General features: G+C 70.7%; 21 protein-coding genes. 16 read left to right on the top strand and 5 right to left on the bottom strand.

All coding sequences use genetic code 11. The features are described 5' to 3' along the window. The first annotated feature begins 81 nt into the window (after nucleotides 1-81). The 7 genes from rsmD to mutM all read left to right on the top strand — a co-directional run bounded on the left by rsmD (nucleotide 82) and on the right by mutM (nucleotide 5,162). A complete protein-coding gene (gene rsmD / locus IE153_RS37930; protein WP_189594228.1) occupies nucleotides 82-669 on the top strand; it encodes a 16S rRNA (guanine(966)-N(2))-methyltransferase RsmD in 588 nt (195 codons plus the stop codon). Between the two features lie 26 nt (nucleotides 670-695). Next, entirely contained in the window at nucleotides 696-1,175 is a 480-nt protein-coding gene (gene coaD / locus IE153_RS37925; RefSeq protein WP_185012222.1) for a pantetheine-phosphate adenylyltransferase, read from the top strand. A gap of 121 nt (nucleotides 1,176-1,296) precedes the next feature. Then, a complete protein-coding gene (locus IE153_RS37920) occupies nucleotides 1,297-2,385 on the top strand; it encodes an ATP synthase subunit B family protein (RefSeq protein WP_189594227.1) in 1,089 nt (362 codons plus the stop codon). Between the two features lie 128 nt (nucleotides 2,386-2,513). After that, nucleotides 2,514-3,164: a YceD family protein gene (locus IE153_RS37915; protein ID WP_189594226.1), complete on the top strand. Its 651-nt coding sequence runs from the start codon at nucleotides 2,514-2,516 to the stop codon at nucleotides 3,162-3,164. Between the two features lie 2 nt (nucleotides 3,165-3,166). After that, nucleotides 3,167-3,340, top strand: coding sequence for a 50S ribosomal protein L32 (gene rpmF, locus IE153_RS37910; RefSeq protein WP_003951102.1), 174 nt, complete (start codon nucleotides 3,167-3,169; stop codon nucleotides 3,338-3,340). A gap of 7 nt (nucleotides 3,341-3,347) precedes the next feature. Beyond that, nucleotides 3,348-4,196, top strand: a complete 849-nt coding sequence (gene rnc, locus IE153_RS37905) for a ribonuclease III (RefSeq protein WP_189594225.1) — start codon at nucleotides 3,348-3,350, stop codon at nucleotides 4,194-4,196. 105 nt (nucleotides 4,197-4,301) lie between these two features. Beyond that, a complete protein-coding gene (gene mutM, locus IE153_RS37900; protein WP_189594224.1) occupies nucleotides 4,302-5,162 on the top strand; it encodes a bifunctional DNA-formamidopyrimidine glycosylase/DNA-(apurinic or apyrimidinic site) lyase in 861 nt (286 codons plus the stop codon). On the opposite strand, the gene IE153_RS37895 is transcribed toward mutM, so the two are convergent. Then, nucleotides 5,152-5,550, bottom strand: coding sequence for a winged helix-turn-helix transcriptional regulator (locus tag IE153_RS37895; protein ID WP_189594223.1), 399 nt, complete (start codon nucleotides 5,548-5,550; stop codon nucleotides 5,152-5,154). The two genes, mutM and IE153_RS37895, sit on opposite strands and share 11 nt — an antisense overlap. A gap of 107 nt (nucleotides 5,551-5,657) precedes the next feature. Here IE153_RS37895 and IE153_RS37890 point away from each other — a divergent pair, with 107 nt between their 5' ends. After that, nucleotides 5,658-6,242 carry a flavodoxin family protein gene (locus IE153_RS37890; protein WP_189594222.1) on the top strand — a complete coding sequence of 195 codons (585 nt, stop codon included), beginning with the start codon at nucleotides 5,658-5,660 and terminating at the stop codon, nucleotides 6,240-6,242. A gap of 16 nt (nucleotides 6,243-6,258) precedes the next feature. Here IE153_RS37890 and IE153_RS37885 read toward each other — a convergent pair whose 3' ends face one another. After that, the gene (locus tag IE153_RS37885; protein ID WP_189594221.1) at nucleotides 6,259-7,410 is read right to left on the bottom strand and encodes a CAP domain-containing protein; all 1,152 of its coding nucleotides are present in this window, start codon (nucleotides 7,408-7,410) and stop codon (nucleotides 6,259-6,261) included. 161 nt (nucleotides 7,411-7,571) lie between these two features. On the opposite strand from IE153_RS37885, the gene IE153_RS37880 reads away from it, so the two are divergent. From IE153_RS37880 to IE153_RS37865, 4 genes are all read left to right on the top strand, one after another. Further along, nucleotides 7,572-7,853: an acylphosphatase gene (locus IE153_RS37880; RefSeq protein ID WP_031108009.1), complete on the top strand. Its 282-nt coding sequence runs from the start codon at nucleotides 7,572-7,574 to the stop codon at nucleotides 7,851-7,853. A gap of 378 nt (nucleotides 7,854-8,231) precedes the next feature. Next, the gene (locus tag IE153_RS37875) at nucleotides 8,232-8,435 is read left to right on the top strand and encodes a hypothetical protein (RefSeq protein ID WP_030852030.1); all 204 of its coding nucleotides are present in this window, start codon (nucleotides 8,232-8,234) and stop codon (nucleotides 8,433-8,435) included. Nucleotides 8,436-8,655: 220 nt separating this feature from the next. After that, entirely contained in the window at nucleotides 8,656-12,234 is a 3,579-nt protein-coding gene (gene smc, locus IE153_RS37870) for a chromosome segregation protein SMC (protein WP_189594220.1), read from the top strand. Nucleotides 12,235-12,456: 222 nt separating this feature from the next. Then, nucleotides 12,457-13,875 (top strand): sugar porter family MFS transporter, encoded by a 1,419-nt coding sequence (locus IE153_RS37865; protein ID WP_031109914.1) that lies wholly within the window; start codon nucleotides 12,457-12,459, stop codon nucleotides 13,873-13,875. A 111-nt stretch (nucleotides 13,876-13,986) separates the two neighbouring features. Here the strand turns inward: IE153_RS37865 and IE153_RS37860 are convergent, their stop codons facing one another. Then, the gene (locus IE153_RS37860; protein ID WP_189594219.1) at nucleotides 13,987-14,364 is read right to left on the bottom strand and encodes a hypothetical protein; all 378 of its coding nucleotides are present in this window, start codon (nucleotides 14,362-14,364) and stop codon (nucleotides 13,987-13,989) included. A gap of 53 nt (nucleotides 14,365-14,417) precedes the next feature. Continuing rightward, nucleotides 14,418-15,389 carry an LLM class flavin-dependent oxidoreductase gene (locus IE153_RS37855; protein ID WP_189594218.1) on the bottom strand — a complete coding sequence of 324 codons (972 nt, stop codon included), beginning with the start codon at nucleotides 15,387-15,389 and terminating at the stop codon, nucleotides 14,418-14,420. Between the two features lie 150 nt (nucleotides 15,390-15,539). On the opposite strand from IE153_RS37855, the gene ftsY reads away from it, so the two are divergent. Then, nucleotides 15,540-16,739 (top strand): signal recognition particle-docking protein FtsY, encoded by a 1,200-nt coding sequence (ftsY, locus tag IE153_RS37850; RefSeq protein ID WP_189594217.1) that lies wholly within the window; start codon nucleotides 15,540-15,542, stop codon nucleotides 16,737-16,739. A gap of 111 nt (nucleotides 16,740-16,850) precedes the next feature. Here ftsY and IE153_RS37845 read toward each other — a convergent pair whose 3' ends face one another. Continuing rightward, nucleotides 16,851-17,516 carry a bifunctional DNA primase/polymerase gene (locus tag IE153_RS37845; RefSeq protein WP_189594216.1) on the bottom strand — a complete coding sequence of 222 codons (666 nt, stop codon included), beginning with the start codon at nucleotides 17,514-17,516 and terminating at the stop codon, nucleotides 16,851-16,853. 445 nt (nucleotides 17,517-17,961) lie between these two features. On the opposite strand from IE153_RS37845, the gene nsdA reads away from it, so the two are divergent. From nsdA to IE153_RS37830, 3 genes are all read left to right on the top strand, one after another. Continuing rightward, the gene (gene nsdA / locus IE153_RS37840) at nucleotides 17,962-19,458 is read left to right on the top strand and encodes a transcriptional repressor NsdA (protein WP_189594215.1); all 1,497 of its coding nucleotides are present in this window, start codon (nucleotides 17,962-17,964) and stop codon (nucleotides 19,456-19,458) included. Between the two features lie 337 nt (nucleotides 19,459-19,795). Then, a complete protein-coding gene (locus IE153_RS37835; protein ID WP_189594214.1) occupies nucleotides 19,796-21,124 on the top strand; it encodes an ammonium transporter in 1,329 nt (442 codons plus the stop codon). Next, nucleotides 21,121-21,459, top strand: coding sequence for a P-II family nitrogen regulator (locus IE153_RS37830; protein ID WP_030231663.1), 339 nt, complete (start codon nucleotides 21,121-21,123; stop codon nucleotides 21,457-21,459). The genes IE153_RS37835 and IE153_RS37830 overlap by 4 nt, the downstream gene beginning before the upstream one ends. Nucleotides 21,460-21,464: the final 5 nt, after the last annotated feature.

Below are 21,464 nucleotides of genomic sequence, written 5' to 3'. Positions count from 1 at the left end.
TGTAACTCATATGCGGCTACCGCCGCGCGGGCGCGACCAGCCACACTGATACCTGAAGCCGCCCACGACCAAGGACCACAGATGACCCGCGTGATCGCCGGCACAGCCGGCGGACGTCGACTCGCCGTACCGCCCGGCACCGGCACCCGCCCCACCTCCGACCGCGCACGCGAAGGCCTCTTCTCCACCTGGCAATCCCTCCTCGGCGGCCCCCTGGACGGCGAACGCGTCCTCGACCTCTACGCCGGCTCGGGCGCCGTGGGCCTGGAGGCCCTCTCCCGAGGCGCCGGCCACACCCTCCTCGTCGAAGCCGACGCCAAGGCCGTCCGAACGGTCCGCGAGAACGTCAAGAACCTCGGCCTCCCCGGCGCCGAGGTCAGAGCGGGCAAAGCGGAACAGATCATCCGCACGACACCCCCCGGCGACCCCTACGACCTCGTCTTCCTCGACCCCCCGTACGCCGTCACCGACGACGATCTTCGGGAGATCCTCCTCACACTCCGCACCGAGGGCTGGCTCGCCGAGGAAGCCCTCGTCACCGTGGAGCGCAGCACCAGAGGCGGTGAATTCCGGTGGCCCGCAGGCTTCGAACCCCTGAGGGCCCGTCGCTACGGCGAGGGAACGTTTTGGTACGGTCGCGCCGCCTCTACGTGCGAAGACGCACGATGACCGGACCGGAGAGCGAGGGATCACAAGTGCGCCGCGCCGTCTGTCCCGGGTCGTTCGACCCGATCACCAACGGACACCTCGACATCATCTCCCGCGCCTCCAGGCTGTACGACGAGGTCTATGTCGCGGTGATGATCAACCAGGCCAAGAAGGGCCTGTTCGAGATCGAGGAGCGGATCGACCTGATCCGCCGGGTCACCGCCGAGTACGGCAACGTCCGCGTGGAGGCCTTCCACGGCCTGCTCGTCGACTTCTGCAAGCAGCGCGACATCCCCGCCATCGTCAAGGGCCTGCGCGCGGTCAGCGACTTCGACTACGAGCTGCAGATGGCCCAGATGAACAACGGCCTCTCGGGCGTGGAGACCCTCTTCATCCCCACCAACCCCACCTACAGCTTCCTGTCGTCCTCCCTGGTCAAGGAGGTCGCGACCTGGGGCGGCGACGTCTCCCACCTGGTCCCGGCCGAGGTCCTCGGTGAGCTCACCGAGCGTCTGAGGAAGGACTGAACCGGCCCCTGTCGTCCCTTCGGGGACTGACTGCCCGTCACCCGGTGTTCGGCGTGGACCCCATGGCCGTACAGTCGTCCCGTCCGTCTCCAACGCATCTGTAGAGAGTGGCGAGCACACGGTGGACGTGCAGAAGAAGCTCGACGAGATCGTCTCCGCGGTCTCCGGCGCCAGGTCCATGCCCATGTCGGCCTCGTGCGTGGTCAACCGCGCCGACCTGCTCGCGCTGCTGGAGGAGGTGCGCGCGGCCCTGCCCGACTCCCTCGCCCAGGCCCAGGAGCTGATCGGCGGACGCGAGCAGATGGTCGAGCAGGCCCGCCACGAGGCCCAGCAGATCATCGAGAGCGCGCACGCCGAGCGGGGCTCGCTGATCTCCGGCACCGAGGTCGCCCGCCGCTCCCAGGCCGAGGCCGACCGGATCCTCGCCGAGGCCCGCCAGGAGGCCGAGGAGATCCGCGCCGAGGCCGACGAGTACGTCGACTCCAAGCTCGCCAACTTCGAGGTCGTCCTCACCAAGACCCTGGGCTCCGTCGGCCGCGGCCGCGAGAAGCTCCTGGGCACCGGCCCCGGCGTCGACGAGCAGGGCTACGAGGACGAGGACGCCCCCGAGCGCAGCCACGACCCGGAGACCCAGCGCCGCAGCGCCGACGAGTACGTCGACGTCAAGCTGGGTGCCTTCGAGGCGGTCCTCGCCAAGACGCTGGAGGCCGTCGGCCGCGGCCGCCAGAAACTGCACGGCCGCATCGCCACCGACGACCTCGGCTCCCTCGCCGACGACGCGAGCACCGTCCAGCACTCCAGCGACGCCGACTACCTCGCCGACCTGGCCGCCCTCGCCGAGCAGGAGACCCCGGCCGGGCAGCCCGCCCCGCAGCAGGACTACGCACAGCCGGCGTATGCCCCGACCGCCGGCTACGCCCCGGCGGGAGGCGACCCGGTCCAGCAGCAGGATCCGTACGGCGGCTACCCGCAGCAGGCCTACGCGGCCCAGCAGGACCCCTACGGCTACCAGCACGCCGATCCCTACGCGTACCAGGGCTACGACCCCCAGCAGGCGGCCTACGACCCGAACCAGGCCCAGCAGCAGGCGCAGCAGCAGGGCCACCACGCCCAGCAGGGGTACGCCCTCGACGAGACCAGCCTCTTCGACACCGGCATGATCAGCGCCGAGCAGTTGCGGGCCTACGAGCAGGGTCGGGGCCAGGGCTGAGGACCGGATTGGGCCGACAGCGAAAGGTCCAGTATCCTGGCTCTTCGGTCGCGCGTACGTCCGCGATCAACGCTGCCCGGGAACACCGAAGGGCAGCATCCCCCGAGCTCACCAGATCGAAAGCAGGAATGGCCCTGAACGCCCGCCGCGACCACCGCAACCCCCTCGTGTTCGACACGCACGAGCTGGGCCGGCGGCCTGGTGCGCTGCAGCGCCTGACCCGCACGGTCGACGCTCCCAAGGACCTCGGTCTCAAGGGAGTCATCGGAGTGCCGGAAGGCGCCCCGGTGGAGCTCGGACTCCGCCTGGAGTCGGTCATGGAAGGGGTGCTCGTCACAGGCACCGCCCGTGCCGCGGCCGAAGGGGAGTGCGTAAGGTGTCTGGAGCCGCTCGAGCAGGAGCTCGAAGCGGAGTTCCAGGAGATGTTCTCGTACCCTGACGCCGACGACCGGGGCCGCGTGATCGCGGAGCCGGGCGACGACGCCGAGGACGACGAGGACAGGCTCTTCCTCGAGGACGGCTTGTTCGACCTCGAGCCCGTGCTGCGTGATGCGGTGGTGCTCGCACTGCCGATGCAGCCGGTGTGCCGGGAAGACTGCCCCGGTCTGTGCGCCGAGTGTGGCGCGCGGCTGGCGGACGACCCGGACCACCACCACGACGCCGTCGACATCCGTTGGGCGGCATTGCAGGGACTCGCCGGCACCATGAAGGACGGCGAGAAGGACGAGATGAGCGGCGCCGAAGCGGAAGCGGGCGTCGACGAGAAGCAGGAGAAGTAGCCGTGGCTGTTCCGAAGCGGAAGATGTCGCGCAGCAACACGCGCCACCGCCGGTCGCAGTGGAAGGCTGCGGTCCCCACCCTGGTTGCGTGCGAGCGCTGCCACGAGCCCAAGCAGCAGCACATCGCGTGCCCGTCTTGCGGCACCTACAACAAGCGCCAGGTCCTCGAGGTCTGAGCGGCTGGTGAGAGGCACTGTGTCCACGCCAAAGAACAAGTCTTCCCGCGCGAGCGGGAGTGCTCCGGCGGACAACCAGGCCTCGTCCCACACGCTTCTGGAAGGGCGGCTCGGGTACAAGCTCGAGTCCGCCCTTCTGGTACGCGCACTGACCCACCGGTCGTACGCATACGAGAACGGCGGTCTGCCGACCAACGAGCGCCTGGAGTTCCTCGGGGACTCCGTCCTCGGCCTCGTGGTCACGGACACGCTGTACCGCACCCACCCCGACCTCCCAGAAGGCCAGTTGGCCAAGCTGCGGGCCGCGGTGGTCAACTCGCGTGCGCTCGCCGAGGTGGGCCGCGGGCTCGACCTGGGCTCCTTCATCCGGCTAGGCCGGGGCGAAGAGGGCACGGGCGGCCGGGACAAGGCGTCCATCCTCGCCGACACGCTGGAAGCCGTGATCGGCGCGGTCTACCTCGACCAGGGACTGGACTCGGCGGCGGAGCTGGTGCACCGCCTGTTCGACCCCCTGATCGAAAAGTCTTCGAACCTCGGAGCCGGCCTGGACTGGAAGACCAGTCTCCAGGAGCTCACCGCGACCGAGGGGCTCGGTGTTCCCGAGTACCTGGTCACGGAGACCGGCCCCGACCATGAGAAGACCTTCACTGCTGCCGCCCGCGTCGGAGGCGTCTCGTACGGCACCGGCACCGGCCGCAGCAAGAAGGAGGCGGAGCAGCAGGCCGCCGAGTCCGCATGGCGGTCCATCCGGGCCGCCGCGGACGAGCGTGCCAAGGCGGCGAAGGCCGCCGAGGAGACGCAGACGGCAGCTGCTCAGGCCGCCAGGACGGTTACCGACGGCCCCGCCGGCGGCTGACCGCCGCCGCCCCTCTTTGGGGGCGGCACGCACAGCGCACCCGAGCGCCCGCCCCTGCCCGGGGCGGGCGCTCGCGTCATCCACAGGTATGCGACGGGGGACCCCATGCCCGAGTTGCCCGAGGTCGAGGTCGTACGGCGAGGTCTCGAGCGGTGGGTCGCCCACCGGACCGTCGCCGAGGCCGAGGTGCTGCACCCGCGCGCGGTGCGCCGCCATCTCGCGGGCGCGGACGACTTCGCGCATCGCCTGAAGGGCCACCGCATCGGCGTGCCCAGTCGCCGCGGCAAGTACCTGTGGCTGCCCCTGGAGGACACGGACCAGTCGATCCTGGCCCACCTCGGCATGAGCGGCCAGCTGCTGGTGCAGCCGCACACGGCCCCGGACGAGAAGCACCTGCGCATCCGCGTCCGCTTCACGGACACCCTGGACACCGAACTCCGCTTCGTCGACCAGCGCACCTTCGGCGGCCTCTCGCTGCACGAGACCACCCCCGACGGTCTGCCCGACGTCATCGCGCACATCGCCCGGGACCCGCTCGACGAGCTCTTCGACGACGAGGCCTTCCACCAGGCGCTGCGCCGCAAGCGGTCCACGATCAAGCGGGCCCTGCTGGACCAGTCGCTGATCAGCGGCGTCGGCAACATCTACGCGGACGAGGCCCTGTGGCGCGCCCGCATCCACTACGAGCGTCCGACCGCCACCTTCACGCGCCCGCGCACCCTGATGCTCCTGGGCCATGTGCGGGACGTGATGAACGCGGCCCTCTCGGTGGGCGGCACCAGCTTCGACAGCCTGTACGTCAACGTCAACGGCGAGTCGGGGTACTTCGACCGGTCGCTCGACGCGTACGGCCGTGAGGGCCTGCCCTGCCGGCGCTGCGGCACGCCCATGCGGCGGCGGCCGTGGATGAACCGGTCAAGTTACTACTGCCCGACGTGCCAGCGGCCGCCGCGGGTCACGCCCTAGCGGAGTCGTACCGCTCGCGCGCGGCCAGGACCTCGTCCATGCTGCCCTCCACGAAGTGGATCAGGGCGAGCAGCCGCTCGGCCACCTGGCGCCCCAGCGGCGTCAGTTCGTAGTCCACCCGGGGCGGGTTGGTCGGCTGGGCCTCGCGGTGGACGAGGCCGTCGCGCTCCAGGGCGTGCAGCGTCTGGGACAGCATCTTCTCGCTCACCCCGTCGACGCGTCGGCGCAGCTCGTTGAAGCGCAGCGAGCCCTCGTACAGGGCGCCGAGCGTGAGGCCGCCCCAGCGGCCCGTGATGTGCTCCAGCGTGCCGCGCGACGGACAGGCCTTGGCGAACACGTTGTACGGGAGGTCGTCGAGCCCCTCCGTGAGCTCCTGGGTGGTGGTCATGTGCTCAGCCTACGCCAGCACAGCGCTAACCGACAGGTTGCACTAACCAGAAGTTAGTGCTTTCCTTTGGTCATCGTTAGCGACCTGCCTATTCCAGGAGTTCTCACGTGACCACCCCTGTCGTCTCCCTCGCCTACCACTCCGGCTACGGCCACACCGCCGTGATCGCCGAGGCCGTCCGTGCCGGTGCCGTCGAGGCCGGTGCCGAGGTGCATCTGATCAAGGTCGACGAGATCACCGAGGAGCAGTGGGCGGTCCTGGACCGCTCGGACGCCATCGTGTTCGGCTCGCCGACCTACATGGGCACCGCGTCCGGCGCCTTCCACGTCTTCGCGGAGGCCACCTCGAAGCGCTGGGCCACCCAGGCCTGGAAGGACAAGCTGGCCGCGGGCTTCACCAACTCCGCGTCCAAGAGCGGCGACAAGCTGCACACCCTGCAGTACTTCCAGATCCTCGCCGCGCAGCTCGGCATGCACTGGGTCAGCCTCGGTCTGCTCCCGGGCTGGAACAGCAGCACCGGCTCCGAGCACGACCTGAACCGCCTGGGTGTCTTCATCGGCGCGGCCGCTCAGACCAACGCCGACGAGGGCCCGGACGCCGTCCACAAGGCCGACATCGCCACCGCCGAACAGCTGGGCCGGCGCGTGGCGGAGACGGCCAGGGTGTTCCTCAAGGGCCTGGCCGCCGCCTGAGCGTCGCCAGCAGGGCTCAGTAGCCGAAGTTCTGCGTCCACCAGGGGCCGCCGGAGCCGAGCTCGACTCCGACGCCCAGCGTCTTGAAGTCGCAGTTCAGTATGTTGGCGCGGTGGCCGGGGCTGTTCATCCAGGCGTCCATCACGGCCGCGGCGTCGGCCTGGCCGCGGGCGATGTTCTCGCCGCCGAGGTTGGATATCCCGGCCTTCTCGGCCCGGTCCCAGGGGGTGCGGCCGTCCGGGTCGGTGTGGTCGAAGAAGCCCCGCGCGGCCATGTCCTCGCTGTAGTTCTGCGCCAGCGACTGCAGCGCGCTGTTGGCCGCGACCGGGCTGCAGCCCACCTTGGCCCGCTCCTCGTTCACGAGGCTGAGGACCTGGGCCGCCGCGGAGGACTCCCCGGACAGGGCGGCGGAAGCGCTGGGCTTCTCCGGCGCCTTCGTGGCCGTACGCGAGGGAGTGTTGTCCGGCTTCTCGCTCGGAGTGGCCGCCGGCGCCTTCTTCTCCGGGGTCTTCTCCTGCGTCTTCTCCGTCTTCTCCGGCGTCTCCGGCGTCTTCGTCGGCGCGGCCGACGACTTCGAGGCGGACGGCGACGGCGAGCCGGAACGCTCGGCGTCCCGGCTGGTGGGCGTCTCGCCCCGGCTGTCGGCGCTGCCGGAGGTGCCGCCCTGCTCGATCGGGGTGTTCGTCGGCGTGTCCCCGGCCTGGACCTTGTCGGCCCCGCCGCCTCCGCCGAGCTTGTAGTTGTCGAGGCCGGGCACGGCGCCGGTGGCGACCGCGACCGTGCCGAGGGCGACGGCGGCGGAGACGCCGAGCAGCCCGGTGCGCATCGGCCGGGCGGTCTTCTTGCGGCGGCGGTGCGAGCCGGAACGCCGCGCGCCGCCGTCGGGCGTGAAGCCGTCGCTCGCGAATCCGTCGCTCGCGAAGAAGGCCGTGTCGTCGTAGCGGTCACCCGCGGCGGACGCCTCGTCCCCGAACAGGTAGGCCTCGGTCTTCGCGTAGCTGCCGGCGTACGCCTCCGGGTTCAGATAGGGCGCGATGCCCATCGTCGGGGCGTCGTCCGCGGTGGGGTACAGCGGATCGTGGCCCCCCGCGAAGCCGTCGGGGTGGGTGATTCCCGTGGCGCGGCCCGTGGCGGCGCGTCCGGCGTCCGAGCGTCGGTGGCGTCCCATGTCCTGGCCTTCCTCGTCCTGGCGGTCGACTCGTCCTCGAGATCAACACCAAACTCACCCGATCGTGTGAGTTTCATATGAGATTCGTTGAGGGGGGACGGTACCGCATGGCGCAAGTGGAGGAAGTGCCCGGAGAGAGATTGGGCGGTTAGGTTGCAGTCATGAGCGAGGATGTGCGACTGGTCGCCTGGGTGCGTGGACGCGTCCAAGGTGTGGGTTTCCGCTGGTTCACGCGGGCCAAGGCTCTGGAGATCGGCGGCCTGAGTGGCTTTGCTCTCAATTTGGGCGACGGCCGGGTCCAGGTGGTCGCCGAGGGTGGGCGCGAAGGCTGCGAAGGCCTGCTGGAGTGGCTCCAGGGTGACGACACGCCCGGGCGCGTGGACGGCGTCACCGAGATCTGGGACACACCTCGCGGCGGCTACGACGGCTTCGCCATCCGGTGATCACTCCCGCCGGGCGGCCCACGGGGCCGCCCTCAAGCGGGTCGCAGGCGGCCGTCCCGGATGGAAACTCGCTGGTGATTGCCAGAACCGCTTGCCTTGGCCCGCTCCACACGCAAGGATGATCGCCACGCCCCGAGGGCCCCGCAGAAGCCGCAGTACGGCCGTTCCAGGCCGCGCGCGCCCGGGTCGCCCCCCAATACGGGGCGTGATCGTGTTGACCGTCAAACTTTTTGGTGAGACGCTGAAAGCCCCGCGCACCTTAGCTGTTTGGCATGGCTGAACGGCAGTACAACTCCAGGCCCTGCCAAGACCGCGGGTGCGAATCCCTCACGACCCACACCGCAGCGGTCGGTCACGCATTGTGGAGGACCATCCATCATGGCAAAGGCGCTTCTCGGTTACGTCGGCGGCTCCGACCCTCGACTCCTCGCCGAGATGCGACGGCTCCAGCAGCGCGTCCAGGACCTGGAATCCGAGCTCGGACGAATCCAGGCGGAGAACGAAGCGCTGACGGCTGCCGCTTCTCACGACAGGATCATGGAGAGCGTTGACGCACACCAGGCGGAGCCTGCGCTCACCTGATCACTGCACCGCTCCACAACAGCACAGCAGCACAGCAGTGGTTGGGCCGCCCGTCACAACCGCCTAGTAGTCAGAAGTGCAAGGGACGCCCTGTCGGCGTCCCTTCTTTCTTGCCCCCGCATCCTTTCACCGTCTTTAACGTCTGATGTGCCCTGCGCGTTCAACGGCGAAACCGTGGGTTCATGGAGTGAGACCAACCTGGGCGGTAGAGTCCGGCGGCGTGCACCTCAAGGCCCTGACCCTCCGCGGGTTCAAGTCGTTCGCCTCGGCGACCACCCTCCGGTTCGAGCCGGGGATCACGTGCGTCGTCGGACCGAACGGCTCGGGCAAGTCCAACGTCGTCGACGCGCTCAGCTGGGTCATGGGCGAGCAGGGCGCCAAATCGCTGCGCGGCGGCAAGATGGAGGACGTCATCTTCGCCGGCACCACCGGCCGCCCCCCGCTGGGCCGCGCCGAGGTGTCCCTGACCATCGACAATTCCGACGGGGCCCTGCCCATCGAGTACGCCGAGGTCACCATCACGCGGATCATGTTCCGCAACGGCGGCAGCGAGTACCAGATCAACGGCGACACCTGCCGCCTCCTCGACATCCAGGAGCTCCTCTCCGACTCCGGCATCGGCCGCGAGATGCACGTGATCGTCGGCCAGGGCCAGCTCGACTCCGTGCTCCATGCCGATCCCATGGGCCGCCGCGCCTTCATCGAGGAGGCCGCCGGCGTCCTCAAGCACCGCAAGCGCAAAGAGAAGGCGCTGCGCAAGCTGGACGCGATGCAGGCCAACCTCGCGCGCGTGCAGGACCTCACCGACGAGCTCAGACGGCAGCTCAAGCCCCTCGGCCGCCAGGCCGCCGTCGCCCGCAGGGCCGCCGTCATCCAGGCCGACCTGCGCGACGCCCGCCTGCGTCTCCTGGCCGACGACCTCGTACGGCTCCGGGAGGCTCTCAAGGCCGAGGTCGCCGACGAGGCGGCACTGAAGGAGCGCAAGGAGTCCGCCGAGCAGGATCTGCGCAAGGCGCAACAGCGCGAGGCCCTGCTGGAGGACGAGGTCCGGCAGCTCACGCCGCGGCTCCAGCGCGCCCAGCAGACCTGGTACGAGCTCTCCCAGCTCGCCGAACGGGTGCGCGGCACGATCTCGCTGGCCGACGCCCGGGTGAAGAGCGCCACCTCCGCGCCCCCCGAGGAGCGGCGCGGCCGCGACCCCGAGGACATGGAGCGCGAGGCCGCCCGCATCCGCGAGCAGGAGGCCGAGCTGGAGGCGGCCCTGGAGGCGGCCGAACGCGCCCTGGAGGACACGGTCGCCCACCGGGCCGAGCTGGAACGCGCCCTGACCCAGGAGGAACGGCGTCTGAAGGACGCCGCCCGCGCCATCGCCGACCGGCGCGAGGGCCTGGCCCGGCTCAGCGGCCAGGTCAACGCCGCCCGCTCCCGCGCGGCCTCGGCCCAGGCCGAGATCGAACGCCTGGCCGCCGCCCGCGACGAGGCACAGGAACGTGCCGTCGCAGCCCAGGAGGAGTACGAGGCTCTCCAGGCCGAGGTCGACGGCCTCGACGCCGGCGACGCCGACCTCGCCGAACAGCACGAGTCGGCCAAACAGCAGCTCACCGACGCCGAGGCCGCCCTCACGGCCGCCCGCGAGGCCGCCACGGCGGCGGAACGGAGGCGCGCCGCCACCCAGGCCCGCCACGAGGCCCTGGCCCTGGGCCTGCGCCGCAAGGACGGCACCGGAATACTGCTCGCGGCGAAGGACCGTCTCTCCGGCCTCCTCGGCCCGGCGGCGGAGCTGCTGACGGTGACCCCGGGCCACGAGGTCGCCCTGGCCGCCGCGTTCGGGGCGGCGGCGGACGCCATCGCGGTCACGTCCCCGGCATCCGCGGCCGACGCGATCCGGCTCCTGCGCAAACAGGACGGAGGCAGGGCCACCCTGCTCCTGGCGGGAGATGACGCCCTCAGGAGCGCGGGGAACTGCGCGACCAGCCACAACGGCCCTGCAGACGCCCGCCACACCTACGCCGCAGATCTGGTACGCGGCCCCTCCGACCTCATGCCGGCCGTCCGACGGCTGCTGCACGGCATCGTCGTCGTCGGCACGCTCGAAGACGCCGAAGACCTCGTATACAGCCACCCCCACTTCACCGCCGTCACCGCCGAAGGCGACCTCCTCGGCGCCCACTTCGCCCACGGCGGCTCCGCCGGCGCACCCAGCCTCCTCGAAGTACAGGCCTCCGTCGACGAGGCGGCCGCCGAGCTGGAAGAGCTCGCCGTCCGCTGCGAGGCTCTGACCGAGACGCAAGCCGCGGCCGTCGCCCGGCGCAAGGAGAGCGCCGCGCTCGTCGAGGAGCTGGGGGAGCGGCGCCGCGCCGCCGACCGGGAGAAGTCGGCCGTCGCCCAGCAGCTCGGCCGTCTCGCCGGACAGGCGCGGGGCGCGGCGGGGGAGGCCGAGCGGTCCACCGCCGCCGCGGCCCGGGCGCAGGAGGCCCTCGACAGGGCGCTCGAAGAGGTCGAGGAACTCGCCGAGCGGCTCGCCGTCGCCGAGGAGATGCCGATCGAGGAGGAGCCCGACACCTCCGCCCGGGACCGGCTCGCCGCCGACGGCGCCAACGCCCGCCAGACCGAGATGGAGGCCCGCCTCCAGGCTCGTACGCACGAGGAACGGGTCAAGGGTCTGGCCGGACGGGCCGACTCGCTCGACCGGGCCGCCCGCGCCGAACGCGACGCACGCGCGCGTGCCGAACAGCGGCGGGCCCGGCTGCGGCACGAGGCGGCCGTCGCCGAGGCCGTCGGCTCGGGCGCGCGGCAGCTGCTCGCGCACGTCGAGGTCTCCCTGGCCCGTGCCGACGAGGAACGCACCGCCGCCGAGGCCGCGAAGGCCCGCCGGGAGCAGGAACTCGCCCGCGCCCGCACCGAGGGGCGCGATCTCAAGGCAGAGCTCGACAAGTTGACGGATTCGGTCCACCGCGGCGAGGTACTCGGCGCCGAGAAGCGGCTGCGCATCGAGCAGCTGGAGACCAAGGCGCTGGAGGAGCTGGGTGTCGAACCGGCCGGACTGGTGGCGGAGTACGGACCGCACCAGCTCGTGCCGCCCTCGCCCCCCGCCGAGGGCGAGGAGCTGCCGGAGGACCCGGAGCATCCGCGCAACCTGCCCCGGCCGTATCTCCGGGCCGAGCAGGAGAAGCGCCTCAAGGCCGCCGAGCGTGCCTACCAGCAGCTCGGCAAGGTGAACCCGCTCGCCCTGGAGGAGTTCGCGGCGCTGGAGGAGCGCCACCAGTTCCTCAGCGAGCAGCTCGAAGACCTGAAGAAGACGCGGGCGGACCTCCTGCAGGTGGTGAAGGAGGTCGACGAGCGCGTCGAGCAGGTCTTCACCGAGGCCTTTCGCGACACGGCCCGGGAGTTCGAGGGCGTCTTCAGCCGGCTGTTCCCCGGTGGAGACGGGCGGCTGATCCTGACCGACCCCGACAACATGCTCACCACGGGCGTGGACGTCGAGGCCCGGCCGCCGGGCAAGAAGGTCAAGCGGCTGTCGCTGCTCTCGGGCGGGGAGCGGTCGCTGACCGCGGTGGCGATGCTCGTGTCGATCTTCAAGGCGCGGCCCAGCCCGTTCTACGTCATGGACGAGGTCGAGGCCGCCCTCGACGACACCAACCTCCAGCGGCTGATCCGGATCATGCAGGAGCTCCAGGAGGCCTCCCAGCTGATCGTGATCACCCACCAGAAGCGCACGATGGAGGTCGCCGACGCGCTCTACGGCGTCTCCATGCAGGGCGACGGTGTGTCTAAGGTCATCAGCCAGCGCCTCCGCTAGATAGGTGTGCTCTACACCGGTCTCACCTGCGGCTCTTCACTACTTCAACACTTGAACACACAGCCGCCACGCTCCTGCCTCAGATCCAAAGCGATTGCCCTATTGACTTCGAAACTTGAAGGCATAGTCTCGGCAACGTTCCTTTTACCTTCAGGTACCTTGAGGTGGACCTCGAAGGGCTGATTCCCTCCGGCAGCGTTGCCGGTGGCCCGAGGAGTACACGTGACCAGCACAGCGCAGGCACCCAAGTCAGGAGCCAGGACGGCTCACCCCGATCATCTCGGGCACGTCATCTTCATCGCGGCGGCGGCCGCGATGGGCGGTTTCCTCTTCGGCTACGACAGCTCCGTGATCAACGGTGCCGTCGAAGCCATCCGCGGCCGCTACGACGTCGGCTCCGCAGCCCTGGCCCAGGTCATCGCCATCGCCCTCATCGGCTGCGCCGTCGGCGCCGCCACCGCCGGCCGCATAGCCGACCGCATCGGCCGTATCCGGTGCATGCAGATCGCCGCGGTCCTCTTCACGGTCAGCGCCGTCGGCTCCGCGCTGCCCTTCGCCCTGTGGGACCTCGCCTTCTGGCGCGTCGTCGGCGGCTTCGCCATCGGCATGGCCTCCGTGATCGGCCCGGCCTACATCGCCGAGGTCGCCCCGCCCGCCTACCGCGGCCGGCTCGGCTCCTTCCAGCAGGCCGCGATCGTCATCGGCATCGCCGTGTCGCAGCTGGTCAACTGGGGCCTGCTGAACGCCGCCGACGGTGACCAGCGCGGCAAGCTGATGGGCCTGGAGGCCTGGCAGGTCATGCTCGGCGTCATGGTCATCCCGGCCATCCTCTACGGGCTGCTCTCCTTCGCCATCCCCGAGTCCCCGCGCTTCCTCATCTCCGTCGGCAAGCACGAGCGCGCCCGGGAGATCCTCGCCGAGGTCGAGGGCAAGGACGTCGACCTGGACGCCCGTGTCGCCGAGATCGAGGGCGCCATGAAGAGCGAGCACAAGTCCAGCTTCAAGGACCTGCTCGGCGGCAGCTTCTTCTTCAAGCCGATCGTCTGGGTCGGCATCGGCCTGTCGGTCTTCCAGCAGTTCGTCGGCATCAACGTCGCGTTCTACTACTCCTCGACGCTGTGGCAGTCGGTCGGTGTCGACCCCGCGGACTCGTTCTTCTACTCCTTCACCACGTCGATCATCAACATCGTCGGCACCGTCATCGCGATGATCTTCGTCGACCGCATCGGACGCAGGCCGCTCGCGATCATCGGCTCGGTCGGCATGGTCGTCGGCCTGGCGCTGGAGGCCTGGGCGTTCTCGTACCACCTCGTCGACGGCAAGCTGCCGGCCGCGCAGGGCTGGATCGCCCTGATCGCCGCGCACGTCTTCGTCCTCTTCTTCGCCCTGTCCTGGGGTGTGGTCGTCTGGGTCATGCTCGGCGAGATGTTCCCGAACCGGATCCGTGCCGCCGCGCTGGGCGTGGCCGCCGCCGCGCAGTGGATCGCCAACTGGGCCATCACCGCGAGCTTCCCGTCGCTGGCCGACTGGAACCTCTCCGTGACGTACGTGATCTACACCGCGTTCGCCGCGCTCTCGATCCCGTTCGTCCTGAAGTTCGTCAAGGAGACGAAGGGCAAGGCCCTGGAGGAGATGGGCTAGACCCGTCCCGAGACTCGGGGAGAAGGGCCAAAGTCCCCGCTGCCCCTCTCCCCGTAACCCGCCGCCGCCCCGGTTCGGCCACTGCCCGAGCCGGGGCGGCGGTCTGTCGTCTCACCAGATCAGCACCCCGCCCTCGATCACCCGGGCGTGCAGGGCGGCCACCTCCAGGTTCCGCAGCCGCCGCACCAGCCCCGCCCGGTGCTCGGCGAGTCCGCGCGGTCGCCACGTGTTCTCGGCGATCGCGTCGAGGTGCTCGCGCAGCAGCGCCACCTCGCGCAGGAAGTCCGCGACCTCCTCGGCCTCGATCGCCACGTCGTCGTCGGCCAGCACCGGCAGGAACCGGGCGCCCAGCGCGCGCACCGGCTCCGATCCCCACACCGTCCGGCGCCAGGACTCGAACCCGGCCGAGTCGTCGCGTCCTTCCGGGACGTCGAGGATCCGCCGCTGTCCGCCCGGCTCACGCACGAACACGTCGACCGAGAGGCTCATCGCGCCAGTGGATCACCACGGTGCCGCGGCGGACCACCGGATATCGGGGTTCGTCAGCTCCCGAGCCGCGGCAGCACCTGCTCGCAGAACAGCTGCAGACTCCGCCACCCCTCCTCCACCGGCATCCCGCCCGCCAGCGGGTGCAGGACATAGGAGTCCAGTCCCAGCGTCACGCACGCGTCCGGGGGGAGGATCCGGTACACGCCCTCCGCGCGCAGGTCCTCGACCGTCGTCGCGGCCGACTTCACCGCCGAGCGCACCCCGCCCGACTGCCAGGAGGCGTACGTCCGCGCCTCGTGCAGGAAATGCTGCCCGTACCGCGCCCAGGCCCGGTCCGGGTCCTCGGCCACGTGCAGCAGCGGCGTCTCGGCGGCGGGCATCATCACCCAGCCCTCGGTGCCGTACTCGACCAGCAGCTCCTTGTAATACGCCTCCAGCTCCGGCAGGTGCGCGCTGGGAAAGAAGGGCAGGCCGAGGCGGGCGGCGCGGCGGGCGGCGGCCCTGGAGGAACCGCCCACCAGGAGCAAGGGATGCGGGTCGGTGAAGGGGCGCGGGGTGATGCGGACGGTGCGGCCGCGGTAGGAGAAGGGCTCGCCGGTCCACGCCTTCAGCAGGGTCTCCAGCAGCTCGTCCTGGAGCCTGCCGCGCCGGGCGAAGTCCACGCCGAAGAGGTCGTACTCCTCCGGCCGGTACCCGATCCCGGCGACCGTCACCAGTCGGCCGTTGCTCAGCAGGTCCAGCACGGCGATCTCCTCGGCCAGCCGCAGCGGGTCGTGCAGCGGGCCGATGATCGCCGAGACGGTGACCGCGACACGCCGGGTGGCGCCGAAGACGGCCCCGGCGAACGCGAACGGGGCCGGCAGCCAGTTGTTCCCGGCCCCGTGGTGCTCCTCCGTCTGCACGGTGCTCACGCCCCGGTCGTCGGCGTACGCCGCCATCTCCAGGGCCGCCCGGTACCGGGCGCCGAGCTCGGCGGGGGTCGCCCCGGGAGCGACGAGGTTGAAGCGTAGGACCGTGACGGGCATGGGGGCGTCTCCCTCCACCGGCGGGTGTCCGGGGGACGTTAGCTGACGAGGCGTCAGACATCCAGGGGTGTGGAGATCCGGCGGCGCCCGGCCCTCCGGTGCGGTGCGAGCAGGGTGACCCGGGGCCCCATGACTGATACTGGACGCGTTATGGACATCGTCATCCTTGCTGTAGTCATCGCCGTGGTCGTGCTCGGCGCGCTCGGCGGGCTCATCGTCGGCAGCCGGCGCAAGAAGCAGCTGCCCCCGCCCCCGCCCGCAGCGCCCGACATCACCGCCCCACCGGCCGAGCCGCACGTCGGCGACGAGGCCGAGACGCCGCGGGAGGAACCGCGGCGCACGATAGAGGAGGTGGATCTCCCGGACGGCTCGGCTCCGGTCGTAGTCGAGGAGCCGCCCGCCGAAGCTCCCGAGATCGAGATCCCGGAACCCACCGCAGGCCGCCTGGTCCGGCTGCGGACCCGGCTCTCCCGCTCGCAGAACGCCCTCGGCAAGGGCCTGCTCACCCTGCTGTCGCGCGAGCACCTCGACGAGGACACCTGGGAGGAGATCGAGGACACGCTGCTCACTGCCGATGTCGGCGTGCAGCCCACCCAGGAACTGGTCGAGCGGCTGCGCGAGCGCGTGAAGGTGCTCGGCACCCGCACCCCCGAGGAACTGCGCACCCTGCTGCGCGAGGAACTGATCACGCTGGTCGGCCGCGACATGGACCGCGCGGTCAAGACCGAGCCGGAGGACCGCAAGCCGGGCATCGTGATGGTCGTCGGCGTCAACGGCACCGGCAAGACCACCACCACCGGCAAGCTCGCCCGCGTCCTGGTGGCCGACGGCCAGAGCGTCGTCCTCGGCGCCGCCGACACCTTCCGTGCCGCCGCCGCCGACCAGCTCCAGACCTGGGGCGAGCGCGTCGGCGCCCACACCGTGCGCGGGCCGGAGGCCGGCGACCCGGCGTCCGTCGCCTTCGACGCGGTCAAGGAGGGCAAGGAGATGGGCGCGAACGTCGTGCTCATCGACACCGCCGGCCGCCTGCACACCAAGACCGGCCTCATGGACGAGCTCGGCAAGGTCAAGCGGGTCGTGGAGAAGCACGCGCCCGTCGACGAGGTGCTGCTCGTCCTGGACGCCACCACCGGCCAGAACGGCCTGGTGCAGGCCCGGGTCTTCTCCGAGGTCGTCGACATCACCGGCATCGTGCTGACCAAGCTGGACGGCACGGCCAAGGGCGGCATCGTGGTCGCGGTCCAGCGCGAGCTGGGCGTCCCGGTCAAGCTCATCGGGCTCGGCGAGGGCGCGGACGACCTGGCGCCGTTCGAGCCGGAGGCGTTCGTTGACGCCCTTATCGGAGAGTGAGCTCGGCACTCACCGAGGAATCACCTTCGAAAGTCGTACGTGCGCGGCGAAGCGCCCGCCCCCGGGATTCGGTCGGGGCCGGGCGCTTCGCCGTGTGCGTCTGTGCCGTTCCTAGGCCCGCGACCGGTGGGCCACGTACGCGAGCGTGCCCAGCACCAGACGGGCCTCCGGCGGGCGGGACGCCGAGTCCAGGGCGGGGGAGCGGAGCCAGCGCACCGGGCCGAGGCCGCCGCGGTCGGAGGGCGGCGCCGTGATGTGTGCGCCCGGGCCGAGGCCGCGCAGGTCGAGGGAGTCCGGGTCGTCCCAGCCCATGCGGTACAGCAGGCCGGGCAGGTCGGCGGCGGCGCCGGGGGCGACGAAGAAGTGGGCGCGGCCGTCCGGAGTCGCCGCGACCGGGCCGACGGGCAGGCCCATGCGCTCCAGCCGGGCCAGCGCACGGCGGCCGGCGGGCTCGGCCACCTCGATGACGTCGAACGCCCGGCCGACCGGCAGCATCACCGAGGCGCCGGGGAACTCGCCCCACGCCCGCGTCACGTCGTCCAGCGTCGCCCCGGCCGCGAGCACGGGCGCGAAGTCCAGCGGGTGCGCACCCGGCGCCGGGCAGTCGTCATGGCCGCAGGAACAGGCGCCCGCCGAGGCCCGGGCGCCCGGCACCACGTCCCAGCCCCACAGTCCGGTGTACTCGGCCACCGCCGTGCCGTCCGACGCGCGGCTGCGGCGGCGTGATCCGGTCCGGATGTCGCGCATGCCCCGGCTGATGCCGATCGTGAAGCCCATGCCCCCTCCAACGGGTCCGACGCAGCGGTGGTTACGCTGCGGACGCGATGCGTGACTCTCCGTTTCCGCCTTCCCGGCGGTGCTCGGTTCATTCAGCGCCCGGATGTGCCCAGGGTGGCGTGCCCGACGACGCGCGCCCCCGAATGCATCGCTGCACCCGCTCCTGGTCGTGCTGTGTCAAGTGAATCGCGCGTAGGCGTACGTGAGTTCATTCGAAGGGGTGGCGAATGGTGGCGTTTCCGTGTGAGCCGTGGCTGGACGGGTGATCGTAGGATTACTTTGTGTGCACGAGTCCTGGGGGCACATGCGCTCGTGGGTATGCCGGAGGCAAGTCGTCATTCCGTTCGAAGGGTGACAAGGGCCGGACGGACGGCCGTATGAACCGGCATGCTGATAGGGCTTGGCGCACTCGGCGACAAGTGGTCTCAGGGATGGGGGCGTTCCAGTGAGCGGCAACGGCGGAAGCGGAACGAACGCTGCGGGCGCGACGCACGCTGACAAGCGCCCGAACGAGCTGCTCACCTCCTGGTTCGTGCGCAGCGGCTGGTCCAAGGGCGAGCTCGCCCGCCAGGTCAACCGCAGGGCACGCCAGTTGGGCGCCAACCACATCTCCACGGACACCTCGCGCGTGCGCCGCTGGCTCGACGGCGAGAACCCCCGCGAGCCGATCCCCAGGATCCTGTCCGAGCTGTTCTCGGAGCGCTTCGGCGTCGTCGTCTCCGTCGAGGACCTGGGGCTGCGCACGGCGCGCCAGTCACCCTCCGCGACCGGCGTCGACCTGCCCTGGACGGGCCCGCAGACGGTGGCCCTGCTCAGCGAGTTCTCGCGCAGCGACCTGATGCTGGCGCGGCGCGGCTTCCTCGGGAGCTCGCTGGCGCTGTCTGCGGGCCCGGCCCTCATCGAGCCCATGCAGCGCTGGCTCGTCCCCTCGCCCGCGGCCCCGAGGTCCGCGCCCGAGCCCGCGGGCGGCTCAGGGCGCGCCCGTGGCCGCCTCTCCAAGCCGGAGCTGGACCTCCTGGAGTCCACGACGGTGATGTTCCGGCAGTGGGACGCCCAGTGCGGCGGCGGCCTGCGCCGCAAGGCGGTCGTCGGGCAGCTGCACGAGGTGACCGACCTCCTCCAGGAGCCCCAGCCGGAGTCCACCACCCGCCGCCTATTCAAGGTCGCCGCCGAACTCGCCGAGCTGGCGGGCTGGATGTCCTACGACATCGGGCTCCAGCCGACCGCGCAGAAGTACTTCGTCCTCGCGCTGCACGCCGCCAAGGAGGCGGGCGACCGGCCCCTCGGCTCCTACGTGCTGTCCAGCATGAGCCGCCAGATGATCCACCTCGGCCGGCCCGACGACGCGCTGGAGCTGATCCACCTCGCACAGTACGGCAGCCGGGACTGCGCGAGCCCGCGCACCCAGTCGATGCTGTATGCGATGGAGGCCCGCGCCTACGCGAACATGGGGCAGCCCGGCAAGTGCAAGCGCGCGGTCCGGATGGCCGAGGACACCTTCTCCGAGGCCGACGAGTGGGACGAGCCGGACCCCGACTGGATCCGCTTCTTCTCCGAGGCCGAGCTGTACGGCGAGAACTCCCACTCCTACCGCGACCTGGCCTACGTCGCCGGGCGCAGCCCCACCTACGCCTCGCTGGCCGAGCCCCTGATGAACCGGGCGGTCGAGCTCTTCGCCGAGGACGACGAGCACCAGCGCTCGTACGCGCTGAACCTGATCGGCATGGCCACGGTCCACCTCCTCCAGCGCGAGCCCGAGCGGAGCACGGTCTTCGCCACCGAGGCCATGCAGGTCGCCAAGAAGGTCCGCTCCGAGCGGGTGAACACCCGCATCCGCAAGACGGTCGACACCGCTGCACGCGACTTCGGCGACCTGGGCGAGGTCGTCGATCTCACCGAGCGGCTCTCCGCCGAACTGCCCGAGACCGCCGAAGCGGTCTGACAAGCCGCACCACCCCAGAACCCCGGCCGCGGCCGGCCCTCCCGAACTGCCCGACTCGGCTCCCCCATGCCAGGTCATCGGAAGGCCGACCGCGGCCGGTCTGTGTTCCCCCGGCTGTCCGAAAGCCGAAGGTTGCGCCACGATAACGATCGGGTCGGCCGCAATCCGGCAGTTCATCGACGCGTAACACAGAAGGCGCCTTCGTCACGGTCGCGAAACAACGAGGGGCTTCGACCGAAACCGCGCTGCGCCAATCTCGTGGCGCATAACCGGCCCGCCCCTCAATCCGCTCGAGGCTTCGCCCGCACGGGGCCGTACACATGACGAGGAGACGCCGATGGCACCAGCCATCACCCTTGCCGCAGACAAGCTCTCTGCCGCGAACACAGGGTTCATGCTCATCTGTTCCGCCCTGGTGATGCTCATGACCCCGGGTCTGGCCTTCTTCTACGGAGGCATGGTCCGCGTCAAGAGCACCCTGAACATGCTGATGATGAGCTTCATCAGCCTCGGGATCGTCACCATCCTGTGGGTGCTGTACGGCTTCTCCATGGCGTTCGGCACCGACTCCGGCAGCCTCATCGGCTGGAACTCCGACTGGGTCGGCCTCGGCAACATCGGCCTGACGGAGCTGTGGCCCGGCTACACCATCCCGGTGTTCGTGTTCCTGGTCTTCCAGCTGATGTTCGCGATCATCACGCCCGCCCTGATCAGCGGCGCCCTCGCGGACCGCGTGAAGTTCAGCGCCTGGGCGCTGTTCATCGCCCTGTGGGCCACGGTCGTCTACTTCCCGGTCGCGCACTGGGTCTGGGGCGCCGGCGGCTGGGCCTTCGAGCTCGGCGTCATCGACTTCGCCGGCGGTACGGCGGTGCACATCAACGCGGGTGCCGCGGCGCTCGGCGTGATCCTCGTCATCGGCAAGCGCGTCGGCTTCAAGAAGGACCCGATGCGCCCGCACAGCCTGCCGCTGGTGATGCTCGGCGCCGGTCTGCTGTGGTTCGGCTGGTTCGGCTTCAACGCCGGCTCCTGGCTCGGCAACGACGACGGCGTCGGCGCGCTGATGTTCGTCAACACGCAGGTCGCCACCGCCGCCGCCATGCTGGCCTGGCTCATCTACGAGAAGATCCGCCACGGCGCGTTCACCACGCTCGGTGCCGCCTCCGGCGCCGTCGCGGGCCTGGTCGCCATCACCCCGGCCGGCGGTGCGGTCACCCCGCTCGGCGCGATCGCGGTCGGCGCCATCGCCGGTGTGCTGTGCGCCATGGCCGTCGGCCTGAAGTACAAGTTCGGCTACGACGACTCCCTCGACGTCGTCGGCGTCCACCTGGTCGGCGGTGTCGCCGGCTCCCTGCTGATCGGCCTCTTCGCCAGCGGCAAGGGCCAGTCCACCGTCGAGGGCCTCTTCTACGGCGGCGGCCTGACCCAGTTCTGGAAGCAGTGCGCCGGTGTCTTCGCGGTGCTGGCCTACTCCCTGATCGTCTCCGCGATCCTCGCCTTCATCCTCGACAAGACCATGGGCATGAGGGTCCCCGAGGACGACGAGATCGCCGGCATCGACCAGGCCGAGCACGCCGAGACCGCATACGACTTCAGCGGCGCCGGTGGCGGTGCCGCCAAGACCGCCGTCGCCGCCGCCGTGGCCCAGAGCAAGAAGGTGGACGCATGAAGCTCATCACCGCCGTCGTGAAGCCGCACCGGCTCGACGAGATCAAGGAGGCCCTGCAGGCCTTCGGAGTACACGGCCTGACGGTCACCGAGGCCAGCGGCTACGGTCGGCAGAGGGGCCACACCGAGGTCTACCGCGGTGCCGAGTACACCGTCGACCTGGTCCCCAAGATCCGCATCGAGGTCCTGGTCGAGGACGACGACGCCGAGCAGTTGATCGACGTGGTGGTCAAGGCGGCCCGCACCGGCAAGATCGGTGACGGCAAGGTCTGGTCGATCCCGGTCGAGACGGCCGTACGGGTCAGGACCGGCGAGCGCGGTCCCGACGCGCTCTGAAGGCC

This window comes from Streptomyces massasporeus (assembly GCF_014648995.1).
GTDB lineage: Bacteria > Actinomycetota > Actinomycetes > Streptomycetales > Streptomycetaceae > Streptomyces > Streptomyces massasporeus.
Note: the sequence above shows the minus strand (reverse complement) of the source record. Positions and strands in the feature narration are given on the sequence as shown.

Coding starts and splice junctions, on each gene's coding strand:
- rsmD (WP_189594228.1), top strand. CDS start 82: ATGACCCGCGTGATCGCCGGCACAGCCGGCGGACGTCGACTCGCCGTA.
- IE153_RS37915 (WP_189594226.1), top strand. CDS start 2,514: ATGGCCCTGAACGCCCGCCGCGACCACCGCAACCCCCTCGTGTTCGAC.
- mutM (WP_189594224.1), top strand. CDS start 4,302: ATGCCCGAGTTGCCCGAGGTCGAGGTCGTACGGCGAGGTCTCGAGCGG.
- IE153_RS37895 (WP_189594223.1), bottom strand. CDS start 5,550: ATGACCACCACCCAGGAGCTCACGGAGGGGCTCGACGACCTCCCGTAC.
- IE153_RS37885 (WP_189594221.1), bottom strand. CDS start 7,410: ATGGGACGCCACCGACGCTCGGACGCCGGACGCGCCGCCACGGGCCGC.
- IE153_RS37880 (WP_031108009.1), top strand. CDS start 7,572: ATGAGCGAGGATGTGCGACTGGTCGCCTGGGTGCGTGGACGCGTCCAA.
- IE153_RS37875 (WP_030852030.1), top strand. CDS start 8,232: ATGGCAAAGGCGCTTCTCGGTTACGTCGGCGGCTCCGACCCTCGACTC.
- IE153_RS37860 (WP_189594219.1), bottom strand. CDS start 14,364: ATGAGCCTCTCGGTCGACGTGTTCGTGCGTGAGCCGGGCGGACAGCGG.
- IE153_RS37855 (WP_189594218.1), bottom strand. CDS start 15,389: ATGCCCGTCACGGTCCTACGCTTCAACCTCGTCGCTCCCGGGGCGACC.
- ftsY (WP_189594217.1), top strand. CDS start 15,540: ATGGACATCGTCATCCTTGCTGTAGTCATCGCCGTGGTCGTGCTCGGC.
- IE153_RS37845 (WP_189594216.1), bottom strand. CDS start 17,516: ATGGGCTTCACGATCGGCATCAGCCGGGGCATGCGCGACATCCGGACC.
- IE153_RS37835 (WP_189594214.1), top strand. CDS start 19,796: ATGGCACCAGCCATCACCCTTGCCGCAGACAAGCTCTCTGCCGCGAAC.
- IE153_RS37830 (WP_030231663.1), top strand. CDS start 21,121: ATGAAGCTCATCACCGCCGTCGTGAAGCCGCACCGGCTCGACGAGATC.